The sequence below is a fragment of the Spirulina major PCC 6313 genome (assembly GCF_001890765.1).
Taxonomy (GTDB): Bacteria; Cyanobacteriota; Cyanobacteriia; order Cyanobacteriales; family Spirulinaceae; genus Spirulina; species Spirulina major.
In genome coordinates this window covers 3,054,965-3,078,161 of sequence record NZ_KV878783.1, presented here as the reverse complement: position 1 = coordinate 3,078,161, position 23,197 = coordinate 3,054,965, and the positions used below count along the sequence as shown (strand labels likewise).

20 protein-coding genes are annotated in these 23,197 nt (G+C 54.8%); 11 read left to right on the top strand and 9 right to left on the bottom strand.

What is annotated here, in order from left to right; translation table 11 throughout:
• Positions 1 to 54: 54 nt before the first annotated feature.
• From arsH to SPI6313_RS22960, 4 genes are all read right to left on the bottom strand, one after another.
• Complete coding sequence (arsH, locus tag SPI6313_RS13525; protein WP_072621476.1) at positions 55 to 657, bottom strand: arsenical resistance protein ArsH; 603 nt, start codon at positions 655 to 657, stop codon at positions 55 to 57.
• 477 nt (positions 658 to 1,134) lie between these two features.
• Positions 1,135 to 1,995, bottom strand: a complete 861-nt coding sequence (locus tag SPI6313_RS13520; protein WP_084669022.1) for a copper resistance protein B — start codon at positions 1,993 to 1,995, stop codon at positions 1,135 to 1,137.
• The gene (locus SPI6313_RS13515) at positions 1,992 to 3,965 is read right to left on the bottom strand and encodes a copper resistance system multicopper oxidase (RefSeq protein ID WP_072621474.1); all 1,974 of its coding nucleotides are present in this window, start codon (positions 3,963 to 3,965) and stop codon (positions 1,992 to 1,994) included. The genes SPI6313_RS13520 and SPI6313_RS13515 overlap by 4 nt, the downstream gene beginning before the upstream one ends.
• Before the next feature lie 180 nt (positions 3,966 to 4,145).
• Positions 4,146 to 4,346, bottom strand: a complete 201-nt coding sequence (locus tag SPI6313_RS22960) for a hypothetical protein (RefSeq protein WP_139276641.1) — start codon at positions 4,344 to 4,346, stop codon at positions 4,146 to 4,148.
• 154 nt (positions 4,347 to 4,500) lie between these two features.
• Here SPI6313_RS22960 and rppA point away from each other — a divergent pair, with 154 nt between their 5' ends.
• Both rppA and rppB read left to right on the top strand, forming a co-directional pair.
• The gene (rppA, locus tag SPI6313_RS13510; RefSeq protein ID WP_072621473.1) at positions 4,501 to 5,196 is read left to right on the top strand and encodes a two-component system response regulator RppA; all 696 of its coding nucleotides are present in this window, start codon (positions 4,501 to 4,503) and stop codon (positions 5,194 to 5,196) included.
• Entirely contained in the window at positions 5,193 to 6,563 is a 1,371-nt protein-coding gene (gene rppB / locus SPI6313_RS13505) for a two-component system sensor histidine kinase RppB (protein ID WP_072623137.1), read from the top strand. The genes rppA and rppB overlap by 4 nt, the downstream gene beginning before the upstream one ends.
• Positions 6,564 to 6,763: 200 nt before the next feature.
• Here the strand turns inward: rppB and SPI6313_RS13500 are convergent, their stop codons facing one another.
• On the bottom strand, positions 6,764 to 7,759 hold the full coding sequence (locus SPI6313_RS13500) for an aldo/keto reductase (protein ID WP_072621472.1): 996 nt from the start codon (positions 7,757 to 7,759) through the stop codon (positions 6,764 to 6,766).
• A 294-nt stretch (positions 7,760 to 8,053) separates the two neighbouring features.
• Between SPI6313_RS13500 and treS the strand changes: the two genes are divergently transcribed.
• Positions 8,054 to 11,401 (top strand): maltose alpha-D-glucosyltransferase, encoded by a 3,348-nt coding sequence (treS, locus tag SPI6313_RS13495; RefSeq protein WP_072623136.1) that lies wholly within the window; start codon positions 8,054 to 8,056, stop codon positions 11,399 to 11,401.
• A 295-nt stretch (positions 11,402 to 11,696) separates the two neighbouring features.
• Here the strand turns inward: treS and tnpA are convergent, their stop codons facing one another.
• A complete protein-coding gene (tnpA, locus tag SPI6313_RS13490; protein WP_425443092.1) occupies positions 11,697 to 12,113 on the bottom strand; it encodes an IS200/IS605 family transposase in 417 nt (138 codons plus the stop codon).
• Positions 12,114 to 12,148: 35 nt separating this feature from the next.
• On the opposite strand from tnpA, the gene SPI6313_RS13485 reads away from it, so the two are divergent.
• The 4 genes from SPI6313_RS13485 to cobM all read left to right on the top strand — a co-directional run bounded on the left by SPI6313_RS13485 (position 12,149) and on the right by cobM (position 16,328).
• Positions 12,149 to 13,144 carry an RNA-guided endonuclease InsQ/TnpB family protein gene (locus SPI6313_RS13485; RefSeq protein WP_072621471.1) on the top strand — a complete coding sequence of 332 codons (996 nt, stop codon included), beginning with the start codon at positions 12,149 to 12,151 and terminating at the stop codon, positions 13,142 to 13,144.
• Positions 13,145 to 13,325: 181 nt separating this feature from the next.
• On the top strand, positions 13,326 to 14,072 hold the full coding sequence (locus tag SPI6313_RS13480) for a D-Ala-D-Ala carboxypeptidase family metallohydrolase (protein ID WP_072621470.1): 747 nt from the start codon (positions 13,326 to 13,328) through the stop codon (positions 14,070 to 14,072).
• Between the two features lie 152 nt (positions 14,073 to 14,224).
• Positions 14,225 to 15,187 (top strand): protochlorophyllide reductase, encoded by a 963-nt coding sequence (locus SPI6313_RS13475; RefSeq protein WP_072621469.1) that lies wholly within the window; start codon positions 14,225 to 14,227, stop codon positions 15,185 to 15,187.
• A 349-nt stretch (positions 15,188 to 15,536) separates the two neighbouring features.
• The gene (cobM, locus tag SPI6313_RS13470) at positions 15,537 to 16,328 is read left to right on the top strand and encodes a precorrin-4 C(11)-methyltransferase (protein WP_072621468.1); all 792 of its coding nucleotides are present in this window, start codon (positions 15,537 to 15,539) and stop codon (positions 16,326 to 16,328) included.
• Here cobM and SPI6313_RS13465 read toward each other — a convergent pair.
• Both SPI6313_RS13465 and SPI6313_RS13460 read right to left on the bottom strand, forming a co-directional pair.
• Positions 16,325 to 16,759, bottom strand: a complete 435-nt coding sequence (locus tag SPI6313_RS13465) for a hypothetical protein (protein ID WP_072621467.1) — start codon at positions 16,757 to 16,759, stop codon at positions 16,325 to 16,327. The genes cobM and SPI6313_RS13465 overlap by 4 nt on opposite strands.
• A 30-nt stretch (positions 16,760 to 16,789) precedes the next feature.
• Positions 16,790 to 18,460 carry a CTP synthase gene (locus SPI6313_RS13460; protein WP_072621466.1) on the bottom strand — a complete coding sequence of 557 codons (1,671 nt, stop codon included), beginning with the start codon at positions 18,458 to 18,460 and terminating at the stop codon, positions 16,790 to 16,792.
• Between the two features lie 208 nt (positions 18,461 to 18,668).
• Between SPI6313_RS13460 and SPI6313_RS13455 the strand changes: the two genes are divergently transcribed.
• Positions 18,669 to 19,061, top strand: coding sequence for a hypothetical protein (locus tag SPI6313_RS13455; protein WP_217650605.1), 393 nt, complete (start codon positions 18,669 to 18,671; stop codon positions 19,059 to 19,061).
• A gap of 211 nt (positions 19,062 to 19,272) precedes the next feature.
• Here the strand turns inward: SPI6313_RS13455 and ruvC are convergent, their stop codons facing one another.
• Positions 19,273 to 19,776: a crossover junction endodeoxyribonuclease RuvC gene (gene ruvC, locus SPI6313_RS13450; RefSeq protein ID WP_072621465.1), complete on the bottom strand. Its 504-nt coding sequence runs from the start codon at positions 19,774 to 19,776 to the stop codon at positions 19,273 to 19,275.
• Positions 19,777 to 19,949: 173 nt separating this feature from the next.
• On the opposite strand from ruvC, the gene SPI6313_RS13445 reads away from it, so the two are divergent.
• From SPI6313_RS13445 to SPI6313_RS13435, 3 genes are all read left to right on the top strand, one after another.
• Positions 19,950 to 21,365: a gluconeogenesis factor YvcK family protein gene (locus SPI6313_RS13445; protein ID WP_072621464.1), complete on the top strand. Its 1,416-nt coding sequence runs from the start codon at positions 19,950 to 19,952 to the stop codon at positions 21,363 to 21,365.
• 88 nt (positions 21,366 to 21,453) lie between these two features.
• Positions 21,454 to 21,933 (top strand): tRNA (adenosine(37)-N6)-threonylcarbamoyltransferase complex ATPase subunit type 1 TsaE, encoded by a 480-nt coding sequence (gene tsaE / locus SPI6313_RS13440; protein WP_072621463.1) that lies wholly within the window; start codon positions 21,454 to 21,456, stop codon positions 21,931 to 21,933.
• 183 nt (positions 21,934 to 22,116) lie between these two features.
• A complete protein-coding gene (locus SPI6313_RS13435; RefSeq protein WP_072621462.1) occupies positions 22,117 to 23,190 on the top strand; it encodes a hypothetical protein in 1,074 nt (357 codons plus the stop codon).
• The last annotated feature ends 7 nt before the right edge of the window (positions 23,191 to 23,197 follow it).

Genomic DNA, 23,197 nt, shown 5'->3' with positions numbered 1-23,197 from the left:
GTTTTCATTCCCACTCCTCAAAAGAATACACTGATGCCACTGATGCCACCTAGGCTAGGGCTTGGCGCGTTCACTGTAGCGATCGGTGAGATACTCCACTTTGTCCCGCAATAACAGCGTGAATTTGTGAAGTTCTTCCATCACATCAATGAGGCGATCGCGGAAGGGAGAATCTTTCATCTGGCCCTCCTCATCAAATTCCTGATAGGCCTTAGCCACCGAAGATTGATTCGGAATCGTGAACATCCGCATCCAGCGGCCCAGAATCCGCAAACTATTCACCGCATTAAATGACTGCGACCCCCCAGAAACCTGCATCACCGCTAATGTTTTCCCTTGGGTGGGCCGAATCGAGCCAATTTCTAAAGGAATCCAATCAATTTGGGTTTTAATCAACCCAGAAATATTGCCGTGCATTTCCGGGCTTGACCACACCTGTCCCTCGGACCAAGCCACCAACTCCCGCAATTCCTGAACTTTAGGATGGGTAGCGGGTTCAGCCCCATGGAGAGGCAGGCCACGGGGATCAAAAAAGCGGGTTTCTGCCCCCAAATCGCCAATAATCCGGGCGGCTTCTTCCGCCAGGAGGCGGCTATAGGAACGCTCCCGCAGGGAGCCATAGAGAAAGAGAATGCGGGGAGGATGGTCGAAACTCATAGCACCAAAAAAAACATCAAAAAAATTGTTGCATCTCTTGCGCCAGTTGTTCAATCTGACTGGTGCTATCACGATTCTTGATCAATTGTAAATCTATGATCCTCACCCACAAAGGGTTTCAGCCCCTTGTGGGGTATGAATCAACTAGGATTGCTCTGAGTACAGGACAAAAAATCAGGCTTGGGCTGAAACCCTGATGATTTTCTAGGTTGGGTGGAACAATCGCAAAACTCAACACGCTCCCTCAAAATCCATAGTCTGTCGTGCGGGCATCTTGCCCGCTGGGATCAGACAAAATAGGGAGCAGGGTGCTCCCACCCCATCAAAATCAAGATGCCGCCGTACATTTCAACGTTTGTCCTGTACTCAGAGGATTGCTATATATTTTCAGTTGATTGATTGCAAAGCTGTGCCACGGCAGGCTGTATCTCCTCGGTGAAAACCCTCACCCAAGGGAGGGCTTTTTGTTCCCGCTCATCAAAATAATAAATTAACTCCCCCAACGATCGCCCAATTATCCACTTCTTCCTGTTCGGCACGGGCAAAGGTGGCCGTTGCGCCAAACTTGCGCGACCAATTAACCCCCACGTAGGGCGCAAACCGGCGCGTAAATTCATAACGCAGACGCAGCCCAACAGTCACATCATTTAACCCCGAACCAACGCCGAATTTTTCGACGGTTTGGGCGGCTAAATTGATTTCAAGATCAGGTTGGAGGATGAGACGTTGGGAGAGTAACAGCGATCGCTCTGCGGTGAGGCGGGCGGATAAATCCCCAGATTCGCTGATAAAGAGGGCTGCATCGGTTTCGATGAAATAGGGTGCTAATCCATGCAGTCCGATGACTCCGAACAGGCGATCGCGCTCTGGTTGTGTTCCAAATTCGCGATCGTAACGGAGTCCCGCTTGCACCTCAAAAAATGGCGAAATCAGCCGAGAATGCAACAATTGCACCTCAAATTCTCCCCCTTCATCGGGATCAAGATTGACCTCGCCCTCCGCTTTCAACCACAGGCGCGTATAGTCTCCCCCGATCCAACCTTTTAGATCCCAATTCAAGGAATCATCGCCTTCATTGACGCGATATTCCAACTGTTCCACCCGCAAAAACCAATAGGTGCGATCGCCGTGGGGATGGATATCGGGGAGGGGCGGCAGTTCCGGGGTGACTTGGTCAGGTTCAGGGGTCGAGAGGTGCAAATGTGCGGCCTCGGTGGAGGGGGCTGGATCTAGGTAGAACGTGGGGTCTGATGAAGGGAGGGGGGAGGCGATCGCGGGGCATCCCCACAACCCCGCCCCCAAAATCACACCGCTTAAGCATCTATAACGTCGGCTCATGCTGCACCTCCGGCAGGGCGATCGACCACCATTACCGTCCGCATCATGCCCGCTTCCATGTGGTAGAGCAAATGACAATGAAACGCCCAGTTACCCGTTGCATCCACCGTCACCAAGACCGAACATTTTTCCGCTGGCTTCACATTCAACACATGTTTACGCGGCCGGTAGGCTCCCGCCCCATTTTCCACCTCCATCCACATCCCATGGAGATGGATCGGATGCTCCATCATCGTGTCATTCACAAAGGTTAGCCGCAGCCGCTCCCCATAATAAAACGTCAAAATCGGCGATTCTGAATATTTCTGGCCATCAAATGACCACATATATCGCTCCATGTTGCCCGTGAGATGTAGCTCTAGTTCCCGTTCGGGTGCGCGGGTGTCATAACCCGGCTCCAAGCTCCGCAGGTCGGTATACACCAAAACGCGATGATTCGGCGTATTCTCCAAGCCAATGCCCGGTTCATGGAGACGATTACTCACCAGCATCGGTACACCCGCATTGCCGGGGCCGTGGCTGTCGGGGCCGTGGGGTTCGGGGCCATTCAGGGCGGCTCCGGTGTTGCGATCGCTGGGTTCACTCGTACCGTGACCGGAGTGATCCATCGTTCCCATATCGTGACCAGAGTGATCATCATGACCGGAATGATCGGCGGGGTGGGATGGGGCGGGCATTTCGTAGCCAGAGTGATCATCATGGCCAGAATGATCCATCGTTCCCATGTCGTGACCAGAATGATCATCGTGACCGGAGTGATCATCGTGACCGGAATGATCGGCGGGTTGGGGCTTGGTGGGCATTTCGTGGCCGGAATGGTCGCTGTGTTGTTTGGGGGCGCGTTGTTTATGGCCGTCATGTCCTGCGCCGTGTTCACCGTGGCCCATGTCGGCCATGGTGCGGAGGGGGCGATCGCGCCGCGCAGGTAGGGCGGCCGTCATCCCCAATTGAGGGGCCAGCGTGCCACGGGCATAGCCGCTGCGATCCATGGTTTCGGCAAAGATGGTGTAGGCGTGATTGTGGTCGGGTTCAACGATGACATCGTAGGTTTCAGCCACGGCGATCCGGAATTCATCGACGGTGACGGGTTGGACGTTTTGGCCGTCGGCTTGGATGACGGTCATTTTCAGGCCGGGGATTTTGATATCAAAAAAGGTCATGGCCGAGGCGTTGATGAAGCGTAGCCGGATTTTTTCCCCTGGCTGAAAGAGGGCCGTCCAGTTGGTTTCGGGGGGCTGACCATTGATCAAGTAGCGGTAGGTTGCGCCGGTGACATCGGCGATGTCAGTGGCATCCATGCGCATTTGTCCCCAGGCGAGGTCTGCGGTGAAGTGAGCGATCGTGCGGCGTTGGTAGTTGTAGTAGGTGCTGACTTTTTTGAGGTTGTTAAGGATTTGCCGGGGGTTGGTGTCCGTCCAGTCGGAGAGCATGACAACGTAGTCGCGATCGCACTCCATCGGCTCCGGAGTAGCGGGGTCAATAATCAACGCGCCGAAATGGCCCTGCTGTTCCTGGAGGCCGCTGTGGCTGTGATACCAGTAGGTTCCGTTTTGATTGAGGGGGAATTGATAGGTGTAGGTTTGACCGGGTTTGATGCCGTGGAAACTGACCCCCGGCACGCCATCCATTTGGGCGGGGAGAATCAGGCCGTGCCAATGGATTGAGGTGTCGGTATCCAGTTGATTGGTGACGTTGAGGGTGATGGTTTGGCCCTCTTTGAAGCGGAGGATGGGGCCGGGCATTGTGCCGTTAACGGTGATCGCGTTGCTGGGGCGATCGCCAATCCTCACCGCATGATCCAACACTTGAAGATCGACGCGATCGGGATAGCGATCGAGGGGGGTTAACTCCCCTAAAACCGTGGCACGGGAACGAGCCGGGGCAGGCAGTAACGAATGAACGCCGACGGTCAGACCCAAGCCCGCCGCAATGCGGAGTAAGTTTCGGCGTGTGAGAGAGGGAACAGTCATAGCAATATCTCAGACGCGCCTCCGAGACTGTGGTGATACTTAATCATTGGGATAGGGTAGGGGGATAGAACGTGGGCACGTCTACAGGATCAGGGCTTGATCACGAGATGCACCGGGACTAAACTGAAAACCCTCGTGGGTTGATTGCCTGCCGAGACAAGGGCAGGCAACGAGGCGCGTCTAGCGGGAACCGCGTCGGGGCTTGGGTTTGTGGTCGCTGTGGTCGCCGTGGTCGCCACAGCTATTTTGTAGGTCTGAGGTGAAGCGATCGCTACTGTTGTTCAGGTCGGATGCTTGGGCAGGATTGCCGAGAGGAACAAGGGTTAGGGTTACGCCTAATACGGAAGTTAGAGCAACGCTGGCTAAGATTGATTTCATCATGGATTGAACCTCGAAGTGGTGTGAATACTCTCACTGTGTCAGCTTGGGATGAAATCAACATGAAATCCATGGGAAATCCTGAAACCATGCATGAAATTGGGGTGAAATTGAGCGGTTTGGGGGACAATCGGACGCAGGTTAACCCAACGGAACGATGCGAATTTTGCTCCTGGAAGATGAACCGGATTTGGGTCACGCGATTAAACAGGCCTTAAGCCAAGAGCGGTATGTGGTGGATTGGGTGCTGGATGGTTCCATGGCGTGGAACTATCTGACTCGTTCAGATTTGGTGTATACGATCGCGGTGCTGGATTGGTTAGTGCCGAAATTGTCGGGTTTGGCTGTGATTCAGCAATTGCGCGATCGCGGCAGCGCCCTGCCGGTGTTGATGTTGACGGCGCGGGATGGCATGGCTGACAAAATTCAGGGCCTCGATGCCGGAGCGGATGACTATCTGGTCAAGCCGTTTCAGATGGTGGAACTCTTGGCACGGGTGCGGGCGTTGCAGCGGCGATCGCCCCAACTCGAACCCCAAATTTTGCAAGTGGGACAACTCGCGCTCAACTGTGCCACCCGTCAAGCCATCTACCACCACACCAACGGCACTTCCTCCAGCGTGGAACTCACCAACAAAGAATTTCAACTCCTAGAATATTTCCTCCGCCATCCCCATCAAATTCTCACCACGGAGCAAGTGCGGAACCAACTGTGGGAACTGGACACCGAAACCCTCAGTAATGTGGTGGCCGCCCAGGTGCGACTGCTGCGGCGCAAACTCGCCACCCTGGGCATCGCTGCACCCATTGAAACCTTGCATGGGGTGGGCTATCGCTTTGGGGAATGCCCATGAATCGTCAACGCCTCTTTGCGCGATCGCGCCGTCAACTCGCTTCGGCCTACAGTGGCGTGATGGGGGTGATTCTGGCCGGTTTGGGGTTTGGGGTCTATCAGGCGATCGCCCATGCCCACCAAATCACCGCTGATCGAGAACTCAAATCGGTCGCCGGAACCCTCCATGACAGTTTGCAATGGAAACTCCAAGATCCGGGGCGCATTGACCCGATCTTGACGGGACTGCTCCCCAACCTCTGTCAACCTCAAAAACCCTGCTCTAACCGCCTTCCACCCCAAACCCCCCATCACCTCAGCGCCCTGCACCAAGGCAACTACTATGTGCGCCTCTGGAATACAACGGGCCAACTGGTGGCCACCGCCGGCCAGGTTCCCGCCAGCATTGTGCAGCCGTTCAACCCCCAAGCCTGGCAAACGGTGCGCGACCCCTCCACCCAACAGGCCTATCATCAGCTCTCGATCGCCCTCCATACCCGCGATCGCCAAGACTGGGGCACATTGCAGGTGGGGCGATCGCTCCAAGACACGGAACTCTATCTCTCGAATGTGCGCTGGGCGTTAATCCTCGGTATCCCCGTCGCCATGCTGATTGTCATGATCGCCAGTAGTCGCCTGGCGGGGTTAGCGATGCGACCCATTGACCAGGCCTATCAGCAAATCCAGCAGTTTACCGCCGATGCCGCCCACGAACTCCGCACCCCGATCGCAGCGATCCTCGCCACCGTCGAAACGGCTCAACTGGCAGAATCGCCCGATCATGGCCGGGCCGATATCCTCAAAATTGTCCAGCGTCAAAGCCTCCGCCTCAGTCAGCTGGTCGCCGATTTGCTGCTGCTGTCCCGCCTCGAACAACAACCCAACCTCACGCAGCAACAGCCCTGTTGCCTCACGGAAATCATCGAGGACTTAATCGAAGAAATGGCCGCCCTAGCGATCGCTGCCCAACTCACCCTACACACCCAAGGCACAGCCCAGCCGCTCTGGGTACAGGGCCACAGCGATGCTCTCTATCGCCTCATCAGCAACCTCATCATGAACGCCATTCAATACACCCCCGCCGGTGGGAAAATCCTAATCACCCTCACCGCCAAGCAACACCACGCTGAAATCCAAGTCCAAGACAATGGCTGCGGTATTCCCCCCTCTGACCAAAGCAAAATTTTTGATCGGTTCTATCGGGTAGATCAAGATCGCTCACGCACCCACGGCGGGGCAGGGTTGGGGTTAGCGATCGCTCAAGCGATCGCCCATCACCACCATGGAACCCTCACCGTTCAAAGCCAACTCAACCAGGGTAGTTGCTTTCTCCTCCGTCTCCCCCTCGCTCGTAACCCTAGCGAGTGTCCACATCAACATCATCCTTAAACAGCAAGGGAGCGAGACGCTAAACAGCAAGGGAGCGAGACGCTCCCACTCCGATCAGCTCACAGGATTGCAGGAGTGTGGGCATCTTGCCCGCTAGTGAGCCGCCTCAGGGGGGCAAGGGAGCGAGACGCTAAACAGCAAGGGAGCGAGACGCTCCCACTCCGATCGGCTCACAGGTCAGATTTCCGATGATAGGATGCTTAACGGCTTTGGAAAATGTTTTGCACCATGACTTGATCGAGTTGGGCGGCAGCGGCATCAAGGGCGGCAACTTCGCCGCTGTGGAGTCGCCAGCCCATGGCTCCAGCGTTTTGTTGCACTTGGGCGAGGGTTTTCGCGCCGGGGATGGGCATCGTGCCGTTGCAGATGCACCAGTTGAGGGCGACTTGGGCGGGGGTTTTATCGCGTTCGGTGGCGATTTTTGCGAGGGCGTGTGTGAGGGGAGCCATGCCGGGGAGGATTTTGCGGCAGAGATAGCCGCGTAAGCCTTTCGGGAAGGGGCCAGCGGGGCTATATTTCCCGGTGAGGAGGCCGAGGGTGAGGGGGCTGTAGGCGATCAGTTGGATGTGGTTGCGATCGCACAATTCCTTTAACCCCGACCCCTGCACAGGTTCCGTGGCCAGGAGGGAATATTGCACCTGAAGGGACGCGATCGGGATGTGGCGGGCTTGGAAACGTGGCAGCACCCATTGCAAGCGTTGCGGGCCAAAATTGGACAGGCCCACCCCCTTCACCAAGCCCCGCTCATAGAGATCCATCAACCCATCCAGTAACGGCCGCTCCTGCCAGGGAAAATAATTCGCCGTTGACCAATGAAGTTGCACCAGATCAATCGGTCGCCCCAACCGTGCCGCCGAAGCTGATGCCGCCTTGAGCATCGCCGATTGCGTCAAGCGCCAGGGATAGGGCGCGAGTTTCGTGGCGAGGCAAATTTTCTCTGCATTCGCGCCGCGATACTCTCGCGCAAACCGCCCCAAAAGTTTCTCGCTCTGGCCTTTCAACTTCCCCGTCCCGTAGGAATCCCCCGTATCAAAAAACGTCATTCCCCGCCCGACGGCATAGTTAAACACGGCTTGCAATTGGTCATCCATGGCGGGGGTGTAGTCCCAGAGAATTTGATTGCCCCAGGCCCATGTGCCGCAGCCGATTTCGGGGAAATGAATCACAGGGGTCGAAGCGGTAGGGGCATGGGTCATGGTGAGAAAGACGGGCAACAGTTAAGATTTTTCTACGATGCGTTATTGTTTGCAACATTGGGCGGGGTGAGAAGGATGTTAAACGTGAGAATTGAAGTAAATCGGGGCTATTGGTAACTGAATATGAATAAACATTGTGTTTTATTGTGATTAACCTGATTTGCCTCGTTTGCGTTGCAGAACAGCGAGCATCCGATCGCGCGATCGCACCGATTAAGCACGATAGAATGGGTGCGATCGCACCTCATGGACTCAACTCGGATGCACTCCACCTCCATTCCGCCCCTGGCCACAATGCAAACCACCCTCCTCAATGATGATCCCCTCTGGTTTAAAGATGCCGTAATCTATGAAGTGCCGGTCAAATCCTTCGCCGACAGCAACGGCGACGGCATCGGCGACTTTCGTGGTCTGACGGAAAAACTCGACTATTTGCAAGATCTCGGCGTGACCGCCATTTGGACGCTGCCCTTTTTCCCCTCCCCCCTCCGCGACGACGGCTACGACATCGCCGATTATCTCTCCATTAACCCGATCTACGGCAGCCTCGAAGACTTCCAAGAACTCCTCAACGAAAGCCATGCGCGGGGCATTCGGGTGATTATTGAATTGATCGTCAATCACACCTCTGATCAACACCCTTGGTTCCAGCGGGCCCGCCACGCCCCGGCGGGCAGTCCTGAACGCGACTTTTATGTGTGGAGCGATACCCCGGAACGCTTCCCCGATGTGCGGATTATTTTCCAAGATTTTGAAACCTCAAACTGGGCTTGGGACCCGGTGGCGAAGGCCTACTATTGGCATCGGTTCTATTCCCATCAACCGGACATTAACTATCGCAATCCGGCGGTGCAGCAGGCGGTGCTCGATGTGGTGGATTTTTGGTTGGCGATGGGAGTCGATGGCCTGCGGATGGATGCGGTGCCGTATCTGTATGAGCAGGACGATACCAACTGCGAAAACCTCCCCGAAACCCACGACTTTTTAAAGAAACTGCGCCAGCATGTGGATGATAATTTCTCGAATATTTTGCTGCTGGCGGAGGCGAATCAATGGCCCGAAGACGCGGCGACCTATTACGGGAAGGGGGATGAATGCCACATGAATTTTCATTTCCCCCTGATGCCGCGCTTGTTTATGGGGTTGCGGATGGAGGATAGTTTTCCGATCGCAGATATTCTCAAGCAAACGCCATCGATTCCCAATAACTGCCAATGGGCGTTGTTTCTGCGCAACCATGACGAGTTAACCCTGGAAATGGTCAGCGATGAAGACCGCGATTATATGTATCGCACCTATGCCCAAGATCCCCAGGCGCGGATTAATTTGGGGATTCGTCGCCGTCTTGCGCCCTTGTTGGGGAACGATCGCCGCCAAATTGAGTTAATGAATGGTTTGTTGATGTCCCTGCCGGGTACGCCGGTGCTCTATTACGGCGATGAGTTGGGGATGGGGGACAATATTTATTTGGGCGATCGCGACGGGGTGCGCACGCCGATGCAGTGGAGCGCCGATCGCAATGCCGGATTCAGTCGCGCCAACCCCCACCGCCTCTATCTCCCGGTCGTCCTCGATTCGGAATATCACTACGAAGCGATCAACGTCGAAGCCCAGCGGGCCAATACCTCCTCCCTGTGGTGGTGGATGAAACGGCTCTTGGCAGTGCGGGCGCGGTTCCAGGCCTTTGGGCGCGGCACGTTCGAGCTACTTTATCCGGAAAATCGCAAGGTGTTGGCGTTCACGCGCACCTATGGCGGCGAGCATATCCTTGTCGTGGCGAACCTGTCGCGGTTTGTCCAGTCGGTGGAGTTGGATTTAACGCCGTTCCATGGCATGGTGCCGGTGGAAATTTTCGGGCGCAACCCGTTCCCAGCGATCGCGAAAGCGCCCTATTTCCTCAGCATTGCGCCCCATGCTTTCTATTGGTTCCTGTTGCAGCCGGTGGACGTGGTGCAGGGGTCACCGCAAGCGGTGCATGAACCGCCCAGCCTCGAAATTCAAGGAGCTTGGCAAACGCTCCTAACCCAGCCAGAGTTTAAGCCGGTCCTGAATACGGTGTTGAGTAGTTATTTGCGCACCTGTCCTTGGTTCCGGGGCAAAGGGCGCACGGTGCAAGGGGTGACGGTGCAGGACACGATCGCGCTCAACAGTGCCCGCTGTGAGGTGGAGTTGGTGATTTTGGAGGTGGAATATACCGAAGGGCTGCCGGAACTCTATAGTATGCCGTTGACCTTTGGGGCATTGGCTACGCCGGACGGTGCGATCGCTCAACTCCAACTCACCCCCGCCCCGGCCAAGGGACGCAGCAAAACCGCCGCAAAATCGGCTGATGTCACCACCGGCTGGCTATTTGATGCGCTCCTAGATGAGCAATTTTTGCCGGTCTTGTTGGAGGCGATCGCTAAAAAACGCCGCTACAAAGGCAGCCATGGCCAACTCGTCGCCAGCACCACCAACGCCTTCAAAACCCTAGACTTAGGCGCGTCCCCCCTCGACCCCCATCCCTACCGTGGCGAACAGGACAACAGTTCCATCGTCTACGGCGATCAACTGATCCTTAAACTCTACCGCAGCCTCGAAGACACGATTAACCCCGACCTCGAAGTGAGCCAACTCCTCACCGAACAACAATCGAGCCTCACCGCGCCCGTCTTCGGCGCGTTGGAATACCGTCGCCCCAATCAACCCGCCATGTCCATCGGCATCCTGCGCGGCTATGTGCCCGATACCACATCAGCGTGGAATTTCACCCTCGACCGATTGCGGGGCTATTTTGAGCAGGTGTTGGTGTCGCAGATTCCCATCGCAGACCTCACCTTCCCCCTGGTGTCGATCGCCTCTGCCCAAGAATTGGAGATCCCCGAAGTGGTGTATGACCATATCGGCTCTTACCTCGGCGCGGTGGAACTCCTCGGCCAGCGCACGGCGGAATTGCATCTCGCCCTGGCCTCAGAACCCCGCGAGGCGGCGTTTGCCCCGGAACCCTTCACCTCGTTCTATCAGCGATCGGTGTATCAATACAGCCGGAATTTGGCGGGTCAGGTGATGCTCACTCTGAAAAAACGCCTCAACCAATTTTCCGAGCCGGATCAAACCCTGGTGCAAACGGTGCTGAATCGCCAAGATCAAATTCTCGATCGCTTCCAACGGGTCTTGAACCAAAAAATCACGGCGATGCGATCGCGCTGTCACGGTGACTATCACCTCGGTCAAGTGCTCTACACCGGGAAAGATTTCGTGATCATCGACTTCAAAGGGGAGAGCAACCGCCCGATGAGCGAACGACGGATGAAGCGATCGCCCCTGCGGGATGTGGCCGGCATGGTGCAATCGTTCTATTACGCCGTCAGCATCGGCCTGCGCCAAGAACTCGACAGCGGCCTAATTCGCCCGGAACAACAGGGCTACATGGAGCAATGGGCGGACTATTGGTATCGCTGGGTGAGCGTTGTGTTTCTGAAGCATTACCTGGCGATCGCGCAACCGGGTCAATTTCTCCCCACCACCGAACAGGAATGCCAAATCATCCTCGATGCCTACCTCTTAGAAAAAGTCCTCCAAGAACTCAGCGACGACCTCGAACAACACCCCGACTGGATTGAAATCACCCTGCAACGCATTCTGCAATTACTCGAAGGTTAAAACCCAAGAGCTGTGAAGATGAGTTTGCCAAGCCCCGCTCCGCCAAGAACTGAAGTTCTTGGCTCATAGCGAAAGTGGGCTGAAGCCCACTCCCGCACCCGTGTGAACGGGTTTTCGCTCTAAGGCGGGGATTTCAATCCCCCACTGGGGGGAACTGCTTGGGTTCTGGATCAACAGAAGATTAATTTTTACAGAGAATGCTCATTCTCTTGAGGGATTCTCTGTAGAATTACGAAGGTGAAGCGTAAAGCCCCCGTTTTCTAAACGGGGGATATAAGCGAAGGGCTGAATTTATTCAGCCGTGATGAGGGTCATTGATATACTGCAAAACCTTCTGGGTACTCACCTTGCCAGTCGTATCGAACAGATAAGAATGAGTCCACAAACTGGGCAACTTCAAAAGCTCAGGGAACTCACGACGGAGCAAGCGAGACGATCGCCCCTTAAAAGCCTTGACGACTTGAGCAATGGAATGGTGAGGATCATATTCGACCAAAAGATGAACATGGTCTGATGCCACCTCCAGAACCTTGATAATCCAGCCCTTATCCTGTGCAACAGAGTGAAAAATATCAATGCAACGCAACTTGAGCGGTTGATTGCGCTCAAAGACGCGTTTGCGGCGACAGGGAATCCAAACCAGATGAACAGTAGCAAGTCCAAGGGAGTGATTGTAATGGCGATAGTTAGTTCTCACTGTTTGTAGATGCATTGCTCTTATCTACAATCTAAGGTATCATATCAACCATGAAAACGCTCAAGTTCAAGCTCTACCAGCATAAGCGGAATCGATACCTCAAGCGGACAATCAATGCCGCAGGGCGTATCTACAACCATTGTGTTGCCCTCCACAAGCGGTACTATCGCATCTGGGGTAAGCACTTGAACTGTGCCCGACTACAAAAACACATCGCCAAGCTCCGTAAACGGAACCCCTGGTGGTTGCAAGTGGGTTCTCAAGCCGTACAGGATATCTGTCAACGGATTGAGAAAGCCTATCAACTCTTCTTCAAGCACAACCAAAAAGGCGTTCGCCCGCCAAACTTTAAGAAGACCCGAAAGTACAAATCCTTCACCCTCAAGCAAGCTGGGTACAAATTCCTCGGTGGCAACCGGGTCAGGATTGGGAACAAAGTCTATCAATATTGGCACTCTCGCCCCATTGAGGGCAAGGTCAAGACCGTGACGATTAAGCGGACTCCCCTCGGAGAACTGTGGATGATTGTCACGGTAGATACCCTGTCAGAACCCCAAGTCAAAACCGAGACAGGTAACATTGCTGGTTTTGATTTTGGACTTAAGACGTTTCTGACCTGTTCGGAGGGATTCAAGATTGATGCACCCTTGTTCTTCAAGCAGTCACTCAATGCAGTTCGCAAACTGACGAATCAGTTTGATGTGCTGTGTTTTGAAACCTTGAACCTCAAGGCGATGCAGCGGCTTTGGGGGCGTAAGGTGAGTGATTTGGCGTTTCGGGAGTTTCTGCAAATCCTGGAGTGGGTGGCGACGAAGAAGGGGAAGCGGGTGGTCTATGTTGACCGCTGGTTCCCTTCGAGCAAGACCTGTTCAAGTTGTGGTCATATTTTGGAGCATCTGGATTTAGAGACTCGCCATTGGCGGTGTCCCAGTTGCTCGACAGAGAATGACCGGGATGAGAATGCGGCGATGAATATTAAAGTGGCTGGGGCTTCAGCCATTGGGTTAGGTGATGTCAGACAGGCGTTGCCTGCTATTGCTGTTTGATCCCAGAATCCCCCGTTTTCTAAACGGGGGAGTAAGTCAAAGGCTGGAAGCGACATCCTCACAGTCACAATAGTTCAACGCTGAATATTGTCCAAAACCCTCGACGGCACAGGATCAAACCCCAGTGTTGAAAGCGTCAACCGTGAAATAATCAACATTAACCTTTACGAGGTCTTGCAAGATGGGTAAACCTACGATTAGCGGTTCCGTCCCCCTGAACTCGATCCAAGATCGAGACACGATGAAATGGATTCAAGGGCAATTGGCGTTAGCGGGCTACTTGGAAAAAAGCGGTGTGGATGGCCATGTCGGCCCGAAAACCCTGGCCGCCTTTGCTGCGTTTAAAAAGGATTATTATCTGGCGTATCCCGAAGACATTGGCCAAAGCACCATCGACATTTTGGCCGATGTGGAAGAAAAACATGACGTTTCCGATCAAGTGGATAATGTGCCCACGACCACGAACGCCAGTGCCGGCAGTAAGTCGGGGCGATCGGCCACCTTCCCGGTGGTGGGGTTGATTTATGAAAATGAAATGGTAGTGCCGGGGAGTAATATCACCTGGGGTGAAATGACGGCGGGGTTAAGTCGCAAGCCGATCAGCACATCGGATTTTGGCAGTGCGGATCAGGTGGTGCGCAATATGATGGAAATGGCGAAGGTGTTTGGGAAGGTGCGATCGAAATTTGGGTCACCGATCGCAATCAATAGCGCCTATCGGCCGCCGAATCTGGCCATTGGGGCGGGTCGCTCTCAGCATAAATATGGGCGGGCGTTGGATGTGCGCCCCCTCAATGGCGATTATTCCACGCTGTTGAGTGTGATTAAGTCGATCCCGGAGATTAAAGGCGTGGGCATTGCCGGCCCCAGTAAAGGGTTTTGGCACATGGATATTCGCCCAGGTTCGCGGGTGTATTTCAACTACTAAGCCGTGCTGAATCTTGCTAACTGTTTTACTGTTTTGGGGTGTAACTGTTTTGCACCTCTCTATTTAACCCTTTGTAACAATTACGGGGGCGATCGCATCCCTGTGAGATCATAAAAAACGTCTCAATCACGATTCATCGCCTGTTAATCCCCATGGAAGAAAAAACCGCAATCATTACTGGCGCATCCTCTGGTGTTGGCCTTTACGCTGCCAAAGCCCTCGCGAAACAAGAGGGTTGGCATGTTGTAATGGCCTGTCGGAATCTTGAAAAAGCGAAAGCCGCTGCCCAATCGGTGGGAATACCCAGCGATCGCTACACCATTCTCCCCATTGATCTCGCCGACTTCCAAAGCGTCCGCGCCTTCGTCAGCAACTATCGCAGCCTCGGCCGTCCCCTCACCGCCCTCGTCTGCAACGCTGCGGTGTACTATCCCCTCCTTGACGAACCCCTACGCAATGCCGACGGCTACGAAATCAGCGTTGCCACCAACCACCTCGGCCACTTCCTCCTCTGCAACTCCATGCTGGCGGACTTTGCCCAGTCCAACGTCCCCGATAAACGCCTCGTCATCCTCGGCACCGTCACCGCCAACCCCAAAGAACTCGGCGGCAAAATCCCCATCCCCGCCCCGCCGGACTTAGGCGATCTCCAAGGCTTTAAAGATGGCTTTAAAGCACCCATCTCGATGATCAACGGCAAAAAATTCAAATCCGGGAAGGCGTATAAAGACAGTAAACTGTGCAACGTCCTGACAATGCGGGAACTGCACCGCCGCTATCACGCCTCAACGGGGATCACGTTCACCTCGCTCTATCCTGGCTGTGTTGCTGATACGCCCCTTTTCCGCAATCACTACGGTCTCTTCCAAACCATTTTCCCCTGGTTCCAGAAAAATATTACCGGCGGCTATGTCACCCAAGAACTCGCGGGCGAACGGGTGGCCGCGACGGTGTACGATCCTGAACTGAAGGAATCGGGGATGTACTGGAGTTGGGGCAACCGCCAAAAGCCGGGCCGCCGTTCCTTTGCCCAGGAGATTTCCGACGAGGCGAGCGATGAACAAAAAGCCGAAGAGTTGTGGGATCTCAGCCTAAAGCTGGTGGGCTTGGCCTAGGCGATCGCTGCTCCAGTCATATCCAAGGATTTAAGGGGTGCGGGCATCTTGCCCGCTGCTCGTTATCCCCATCTTGCCCGCCAGTAGGGTGCTGTTGGCGCAGCGTAACGCACTGTCATGTTGAGCGTTGGACTGCTGGGAGTCTATCAGCCTATTTTGCTGAGGATGGCTAATTACGGAAAACCTTAACCCGGATGGCACAGCGCCAACACCGAGACTGATCGGAGCGTCAGGATCGATGCAGAGCGATTAAACTCCCTATAATAAAAAGCCTGTTGTGGCGATCGCGAGTCCCAAAGCTGGCACGATTGATCCGCAACAGCATCACCCTCTATTCTGTACGTTGCCCATGTCCTCTGATTCTCTCCAAGCCGCTGTTTATATCGTGGGAGCCGGGCCCGGTGATCCAGAACTATTAACCGTCAAAGCCCAGCGGATTCTCGCCCAGGCGGATGTAATTCTCTATGCGAATTCCCTCGTACCGATGCAGATTTTAGAAGGGACGCGACCCGATGCGGAGTTAATCGCCACAGGTCACACGACCTTAGAGGAAGTGGTGCCGTTAATGTGCGATCGCGTCCGAGCCGGTAAATCCGTCGTCCGGCTCCATTCCGGGGATCTCACCCTCTACAGTGCGATCCATGAACAGATGCACCGCCTGGCAGAGGCGGGGATTCCCTTTGAACTCGTGCCGGGGATTAGTGCATTTCAGGCCGCAGCGGCGAAATTGAGCGCAGAATTGACCGTGCCGGACTTGGTGCAGACGATTATTTTGACGCGGGTCAGTGGTCAAGCGTCCGCCGTGCCCGCAGCGGAGGAATTGCGATCGCTCGCCGCCCATCGGGCCAGCCTCTGCCTCTACCTCGCCGCCCGCCATGTGGACGCAGCCCAAGCCCAACTGTTGGAGCACTACCCCCCCGATACCCCCGTGGCCATCTGTTATCGGGTGGGCTGGCCCGATGAAAAAATCATCGTTGTGCCCTTGAGTGACATGGCCGCCACGTCCCACGATCAAGACTTGATCCGCACGACGATGTATTTAATTAGTCCGGCCTTGGGGGCTGGCGTGGCGCGATCGCAACTCTACCACCCCGATCACACTCACCTGTTTCGACCCCGCCCAGCAGAGGCCAACCGTTAAACCTCGCCCCCATCCTCTAACCGTTCCCCGGTCTGCTGCTCGATGAATTGGCAGAGGGTGGTATAGCTGGCGGGGTTGCTGTGGTGGGTGAGGACGATCGGCAACCCTGCATCGGGGAGCCAAAAGGTGATTTTTTGGCCGGGGCCATAGCAAAAACTGCTGATTTTCGCCAGGTTGATGATGTAGATACTGCGATCGTAATCAAGCTTAAACCAGGGGGTCATCGTGTTGGGTTTGGGTAAGGCGTGGGCGTAGGTGAGGATGCGATCGTACGTGCCTAAGTTGCCCCCACGGGTCAAGACCATCGGCATCCGACTGTCCGGCAACCACAGGGTTAACCGTCCATTTTTGGAACAAACAAACGCGGTAACCTGCTCCAAATCGATTAGGTAGTGTTGCCGAGCTTCTGGAATTTTGACCCAATGCGTCACTGCGATCGCACTCCCCCTGAGTGAGACAATTCAATTAGCAAGTTCGACGGGATGGGGTTCCGTCGGATTCAAAGACACATAACTCGCTGGTTCCGTTCCCTGACCCGCCCGCTCTAACGCAGCCTGGATCACCCCTTGGAACAGAGGATGAGGACGGCTCGGACGCGAGCTAAATTCGGGGTGAAACTGAGTTGCCACGAAAAACGGATGATGGGTATATTCAATCATCTCCACCAACCGACTATCCGGAGACGTGCCACTAATCCGATAGCCCGTCTCTAAGAATAGATTGCGATAGGCATTGTTAAATTCGTAGCGATGGCGATGGCGCTCGTAAATGACCTCTTGACCGTAGAGATGAGCGGCGAGGGTATCGGGCGCAATCCGACAGGGATACAGCCCTAAACGCATCGTGCCGCCCAGATCCACCACATCTTGCTGCTCCGGCAGGAGGTTGATCACCGGGTTGGGGGTTTTTTCATCAAACTCGGCACTGTTGGCCGCATCCAGATGGGCCAAATTGCGACCCCAATCGATGATCGCACATTGCATCCCCAGACAAAGACCGAGGAACGGCAATTGATGTTCACGGGCATATTGAATCGCCATCACCTTGCCATCCACCCCCCGAATCCCAAAACCACCGGGGACAATCAAGGCATGAACATCCTGGAGATAGTGGGCCGCGCCCTTGGTTTCGATGTCTTCGGCACTAATCCAGCGAAGTTTGATTTCGCTTTCGGCAGCGATCGCCGCATGACCCAACGCCTCCACCACCGAAAGATAAGCATCGCTGAGTTTGACATATTTCCCCACCAAAGCGATTTCGAGATGATGGCGCGGGGCCTTCATTCGCTCCACCAACGTGCGCCAGTTCTGAAGATCCGGCTCCCGTTGTTCCATGTGCAACAGATCCAGACTTTGCCGGGCGAGGCCCTCGGTTTCAAGAATCAGCGGCACTTCGTAAATGCTGCTCGCATCCGGGGAGGTGATCACCGATGCCACCGGCACATCACAAAATTCCGATAGTTTTTCCTTAATCCCAGCCTCAATCGGTTTCTCGCACCGACAGACGAGAATATCCGGCTGAATCCCGATCGATCGCAACTCTTTGACAGAATGCTGCGTCGGTTTCGTCTTCATTTCCCCCGCTGCATTAATCCAGGGCACGAGGGTGACGTGCATATAAATCACATTGTTACGCCCCACATCCTTGCGGAATTGGCGAATAGCTTCCAGAAACGGCTGTGATTCGATATCCCCCACCGTGCCGCCGATTTCCGTAATCACCACATCAGAATGGGTATTTTTGGCAACGCGGCGAATCCGTTCTTTAATTTCATTGGTGATGTGGGGAATCACCTGCACCGTGCCGCCTTGATAGTCGCCGCGCCGTTCTTTATTTAAGACCGATTGAAAGACCGAGCCTTGGGTGACGCTGTTAAACCGGGACATGGAGGTGTCGGTAAAGCGTTCGTAATGGCCAAGGTCTAAATCAGTTTCGGCTCCGTCTTCGGTGACAAAGACTTCCCCGTGCTGAAACGGGCTCATGGTGCCGGGGTCTACGTTGATGTAGGGATCGAGCTTCAGGATGGAAACGGAGTAGTCACGGGACTTGAGCAGCCGCCCTAAACTGGCTGCCACAATGCCTTTGCCAATGCTGGATACAACGCCACCCGTGACGAAGACGAATTTAGACATAAGACCTTTAACTATATCGGGAACGAAGATTCACCCGTTCATTGTGCCATACGGCCTTGAGGGGCAATCCGTGAGAATTGTTAAGGGTTGGGCGAGATCACCCCACGGGCTGGAGTGGGGTCAGTTGGGATGTCGTTGGACTGCTCCCGGTAGGGTTTCTTGCTATGCTAAGGGGTGAGTGCAAGTATCTAGTACAGATGGATGGTTCATGAGCGTGGACGTTTTAATTGAGTCAACGAGAAGCTTTGAACAGGATCTTGACAAGCTAAGCCAAGACGAGAAAGCGATCGCAGTCCAAAAGATCAATGACTGTGCAACTCTAGTTCCAACCCAAAAAGGTTCCGTTTATCAAAAACTGCGTCGCCCTCTTCTGATCTCAGGACTGAATGAAGATGAATCCTCTCTATATACCTTAAGGCTTTCAAAAAATCTAAGCGTGATCTTGGCAGTTGATGAAGATCCTATTTTTGAGCAAGCTATCTTCACTCTTTTTCGAGTTGTTAATTGCGATGAGATTAATCAAGCGTATCAAGAGATTGCAGCCTCTCTATACCAAGACATTCTCTCTCATCAGGATCGTGAAATAGCTCAAATCTCGTAACTTGGGCTATGGCACAAACTCTAACGCTTTGTGATGAATATGGCATTATCTACCAAGCCATGAAAGTCTTGCCAGATGAGCAATTGAAGATCGCTTGCCTTGTTTGAACCCGTTTTGCGCCAAGAGCTTGAACGTTGACAAGGTTGAGGGATAATGGCGATCGCTGTTCAGGGTGCTGATTGGACGGCAAGCAGCAGAACGGTATTTTTCGTTAAAGGTTTTGATAATGGGCGGTGAGGGCGATCGCGATCGCATCGGCGGCATCGTCGGGTTGGGGGATCGCGTCGAGATCGAGTTCACGGGTAACGGCGGCTTGGACTTCGGGCTTTTTGGCGTTGCCGTAGCCGGTGAGGGCTTGTTTGACTTGGGCGGGGGTAAATTCTACCATCGGGCGGTTGCTTTGGGCGATCGCTAATAAAATCACCCCCCGCGCCTGGGCCACGGTGATCGTATTGCCCATCCGGTAGAAAAATAATTTTTCAATGGCCACAAGATCCGGTTTACTTTGCTCGATCAATGTATGGAGATCGTCATAGAGGGTGATCAGGCGATCGCCCAAGGGCGTTTTCGCCGCAGTTTGAATAATGCCACAGTCCACCAAGCGGGGCAGCGTTGCCCCATCTTCATCGATGTCAATAATGCCAAACCCGACCCGCGCTAGACCCGGATCAATGCCTAAAATGCGGCGGGGTGGAGGGGTGCGATCGCAAATCATTCCGGAGTTAGCAACATTGAAAGATTAGAAATACTAAGGGGTGAGCCAAGCTCTCACCTTTGATCAGGTTAACTAAAGAGAGTTCCGTTGAGCAGTAACCGGGGAGTTTGGTGCATTTAGGTTATTATTCAAGCGAAATCATCGATTGAGCACTGTTCTTTTTTGTGATCGTTATGTCTATTGGGTTGATTGAGCAAGCCTTGCGCAATATCAAGGTGGATAAGCAGCACTGGGCAACTGTGAGCCAGCGGACACCGAAGCAGGTCAACCTGTGGATGAAATGGCTCGCGCCGGGCTTGTTCATTAAGCGGTGGTTGTTGTTGAGTATCACCGGAACATTGCTGGCCGTGTTGGGTACGGCGATTTGGGTGGGACTCACGCCAGTGTATCGCTTGATTGGGTTTATTTCGGATCTCTTAGAAGCGATCGCCCGCGTCATGCCCAATTCCATTTCTGGCCCACTGGCCCTGGCTTTGGGGTTGATTTTTTTAGTGTGGGGCCAAACCCGCAGTTTGGGATCAATTACCGAAGTGTTACAGGTGGGCGAAGGCGAAGAACTGATCGATCGCCTCTTGGCCCATCGTCGCCTCAACCGGGGGCCGAAAATTGTCGCGATCGGGGGCGGTACGGGCTTATCAACGATCCTGCGGGGCTTAAAAGAATACAGTGCGAATATTACTGCGATCGTCACCGTGGCTGATGATGGCGGCTCCTCCGGACGACTGCGGCGGGAAATGGGGATTTTGCCCCCTGGGGATATTCGTAACTGTGTGGCGGCTTTGGCAGCGGAAGAACAGTTGCTGACGGAGTTGTTTCAATATCGATTTAATTCGGGGGATGGCTTGTCGGGCCATAGTTTTGGGAATTTGTTCCTGACGGCGATGACGGAGATTACGGGTGATCCAGAACGGGCGATCGCCGCCAGTTCTAAGGTATTAGCCGTGCGCGGTCGTGTCCTCCCTGCTACCCTCAGCGATGTGAGCCTCTGGGCCGAAATGGAAGATGGCCGCCGCATCGAAGGGGAATCCCAAATTCCCCACGCCCAGGGCCGGATCGCTACCATTGGCTGCACTCCCGATAATCCCCCCGCCCTCCCTTCTGCGATTAAGGCCATCAACGAAGCGGACTTTATTATTTTGGGCCCCGGTAGTCTCTACACCAGCGTGATTCCGAATCTCCTCGTGCCGGAAATTCGCGAGGCGATCGCTCAATCCAAAGTCCCCCGCATCTATGCCTGCAACATCATGACCCAACCGGGGGAAACCGATGGCTACACCGTGGCCGACCATATCCGCGCCATCGATCGCGCCTGTGGTCAACGCCTCTTTGATGCGGTGGTGGTGAATCGGCGATCGCCCTCGGCCCATACCCTGATCCGCTACGCCCAGGAAAAAGCGCATCCGGTGTTTTGCGATCGTGAAGACATTAGCCGCCTCGGTCGCCGGATCATCGCCGCCAATATCATGGCCGAAGACGAGCACGGCTACGTCCGCCACGACCACCAACGCCTCGCCCGCGTCCTGCTCCGATGGTATGGTAAAACCCACGGCTTCAAAAGCCTCCAAGATGAAGCGATCGTTAATCTCTAGCAATCCTATATGAGGTGTGAAATCCTCAGCCTTGAGAAACAAGGGGCTTAAGCCCCTTGCCTGTCCTGATCTAATTTAGGATTGCCATATGACCCCGACTCACATCCTCCACCTCCCCGACGCGGCCGCCACCCTCGCCCTCGGCCAACACCTGGGGCACATACTTCCCCCGACGGTTCTCCTCTTGTCTGGGGATCTTGGTGCAGGGAAAACTACCCTGATTCAGGGCCTCGGTCAAGGTCTCGGCATTGCTGACCCCATCCTCAGCCCCACCTTCACCCTAATCAACGAATACACCGACGGCCGCCTCCCCCTCTATCACCTCGATCTCTACCGCCTCGATCCGGCTGGGGTCGCCACCCTCTACCCCGAACTCTATTGGGACGGTGTCGAAGTGGAGCCGGGCATTATGGCGATCGAATGGGCCGAACGCCTCCTCGATCCACCCCCCGCCTACCTTGACATTCACCTCCACACTGTCGAACAATCTCGCCAAATTACCCTTACCTGGGTCGGCCCGGTTCCTCTGGCGTGGGCGGCGGAGTTTCGCCCTGATACCTTGGTTTAGGCGTGGGATCGGCTGGGTGAGATGGCGCGATCGCTCCCGCTCTCCATGGCACAAGGATCAACATTTATCGAGCCTGAGGCGCGTAGACCATCAATTTTCTGAGGTTTTGCATTATTCTGGTAGAGAATTCTGCGCCAATCTTGGGTGCATTGTGCTGGCCTAGCCCATCGAGAGAAAAAAGCCATGAGCGAACAAACCCCCCAGTCTCAGCAGTTTGAAACGCCGCAAACTTGGGAGACTGAACCCACCGTCACGGTTGAAAGCACCGCCACCGAGGGTGACCAGGAAACCCTGAACCCGATTCAAGAAACGGATTGGTTCACCCTGGCCCGGAAACTGCGTCAGCGCAACCGTGAACTGCTCCAACGGGCAGCGGATTTAGAGCAAGCCCTGGCCACAACCCAAGAATCGCTCCAAGCCGAACGACGCTCCTCCCAACAGCGGGAGCGGGTTACGGTGCAGCAAGGTGAAGAGTTGCTCGATGCCCAAGGGCAGATGAGTTTACTCTTTCAAGAGTTGGAAGCGTCTCACCATGTGGCACAACGGCAGCATGTTTTGATTGAAAACCTCTCGCAACAGTTGGAATTGGCCCAGGCTCAAATTGTGCGCCTTGAACAAGAATGTATTTTGGCGCGTCAAACCTATACGGAGCAGGCGAGTTTACTCCATGAGGCGGCGGATAATTCCCAAGCTCTGCGTCAGCATCTCGATCGGCAGCAGTCCCACACGCAGCAGTTTCAACTGTTGTTTGGTCGTTATTTAGAGAAGTCCGAGGCGGGAGACTGGGGGCAAGGGAGTCAAGCCGGAACCGATTCGGTTATTCGTGCGGATGAACCTGCGATCGCATCGCCATCCCCGCTTACCCAACTGCAACCGCCCCCAGAAGAGATGAAACCCTCTCCGATTCAACCCTGGTCAAATCAGCGATCGCAGCAGCCCGCTCCCCCCACCTGGGCGGCGCGTCTCTTTGACGAGGAGGAAGAACGGGCGGTGGAAATGCCCCCGGCTCCTGAAACTCCTGCTGTTTCCGTCTTTGACGCTCCCGCTCCGGCGGCTGCCCCCCCAGGCAAGTTTGCAAACTTGAACCTCCCGGACTTCCACGCAGTCCGCCGCAGTGTGATGCCCTTACCCCGCAGCCAGGCAGCGATTCAACCCCGCGAAACCCCGCCCCCGAAACCCGCCCCGACCCATCGCGCTCCGAAAAAAGTCCCGTCGATCGCAGCGGTGAACTTGCCCAGTTTTCCCAGGGTTCGTTAGGGGGTGC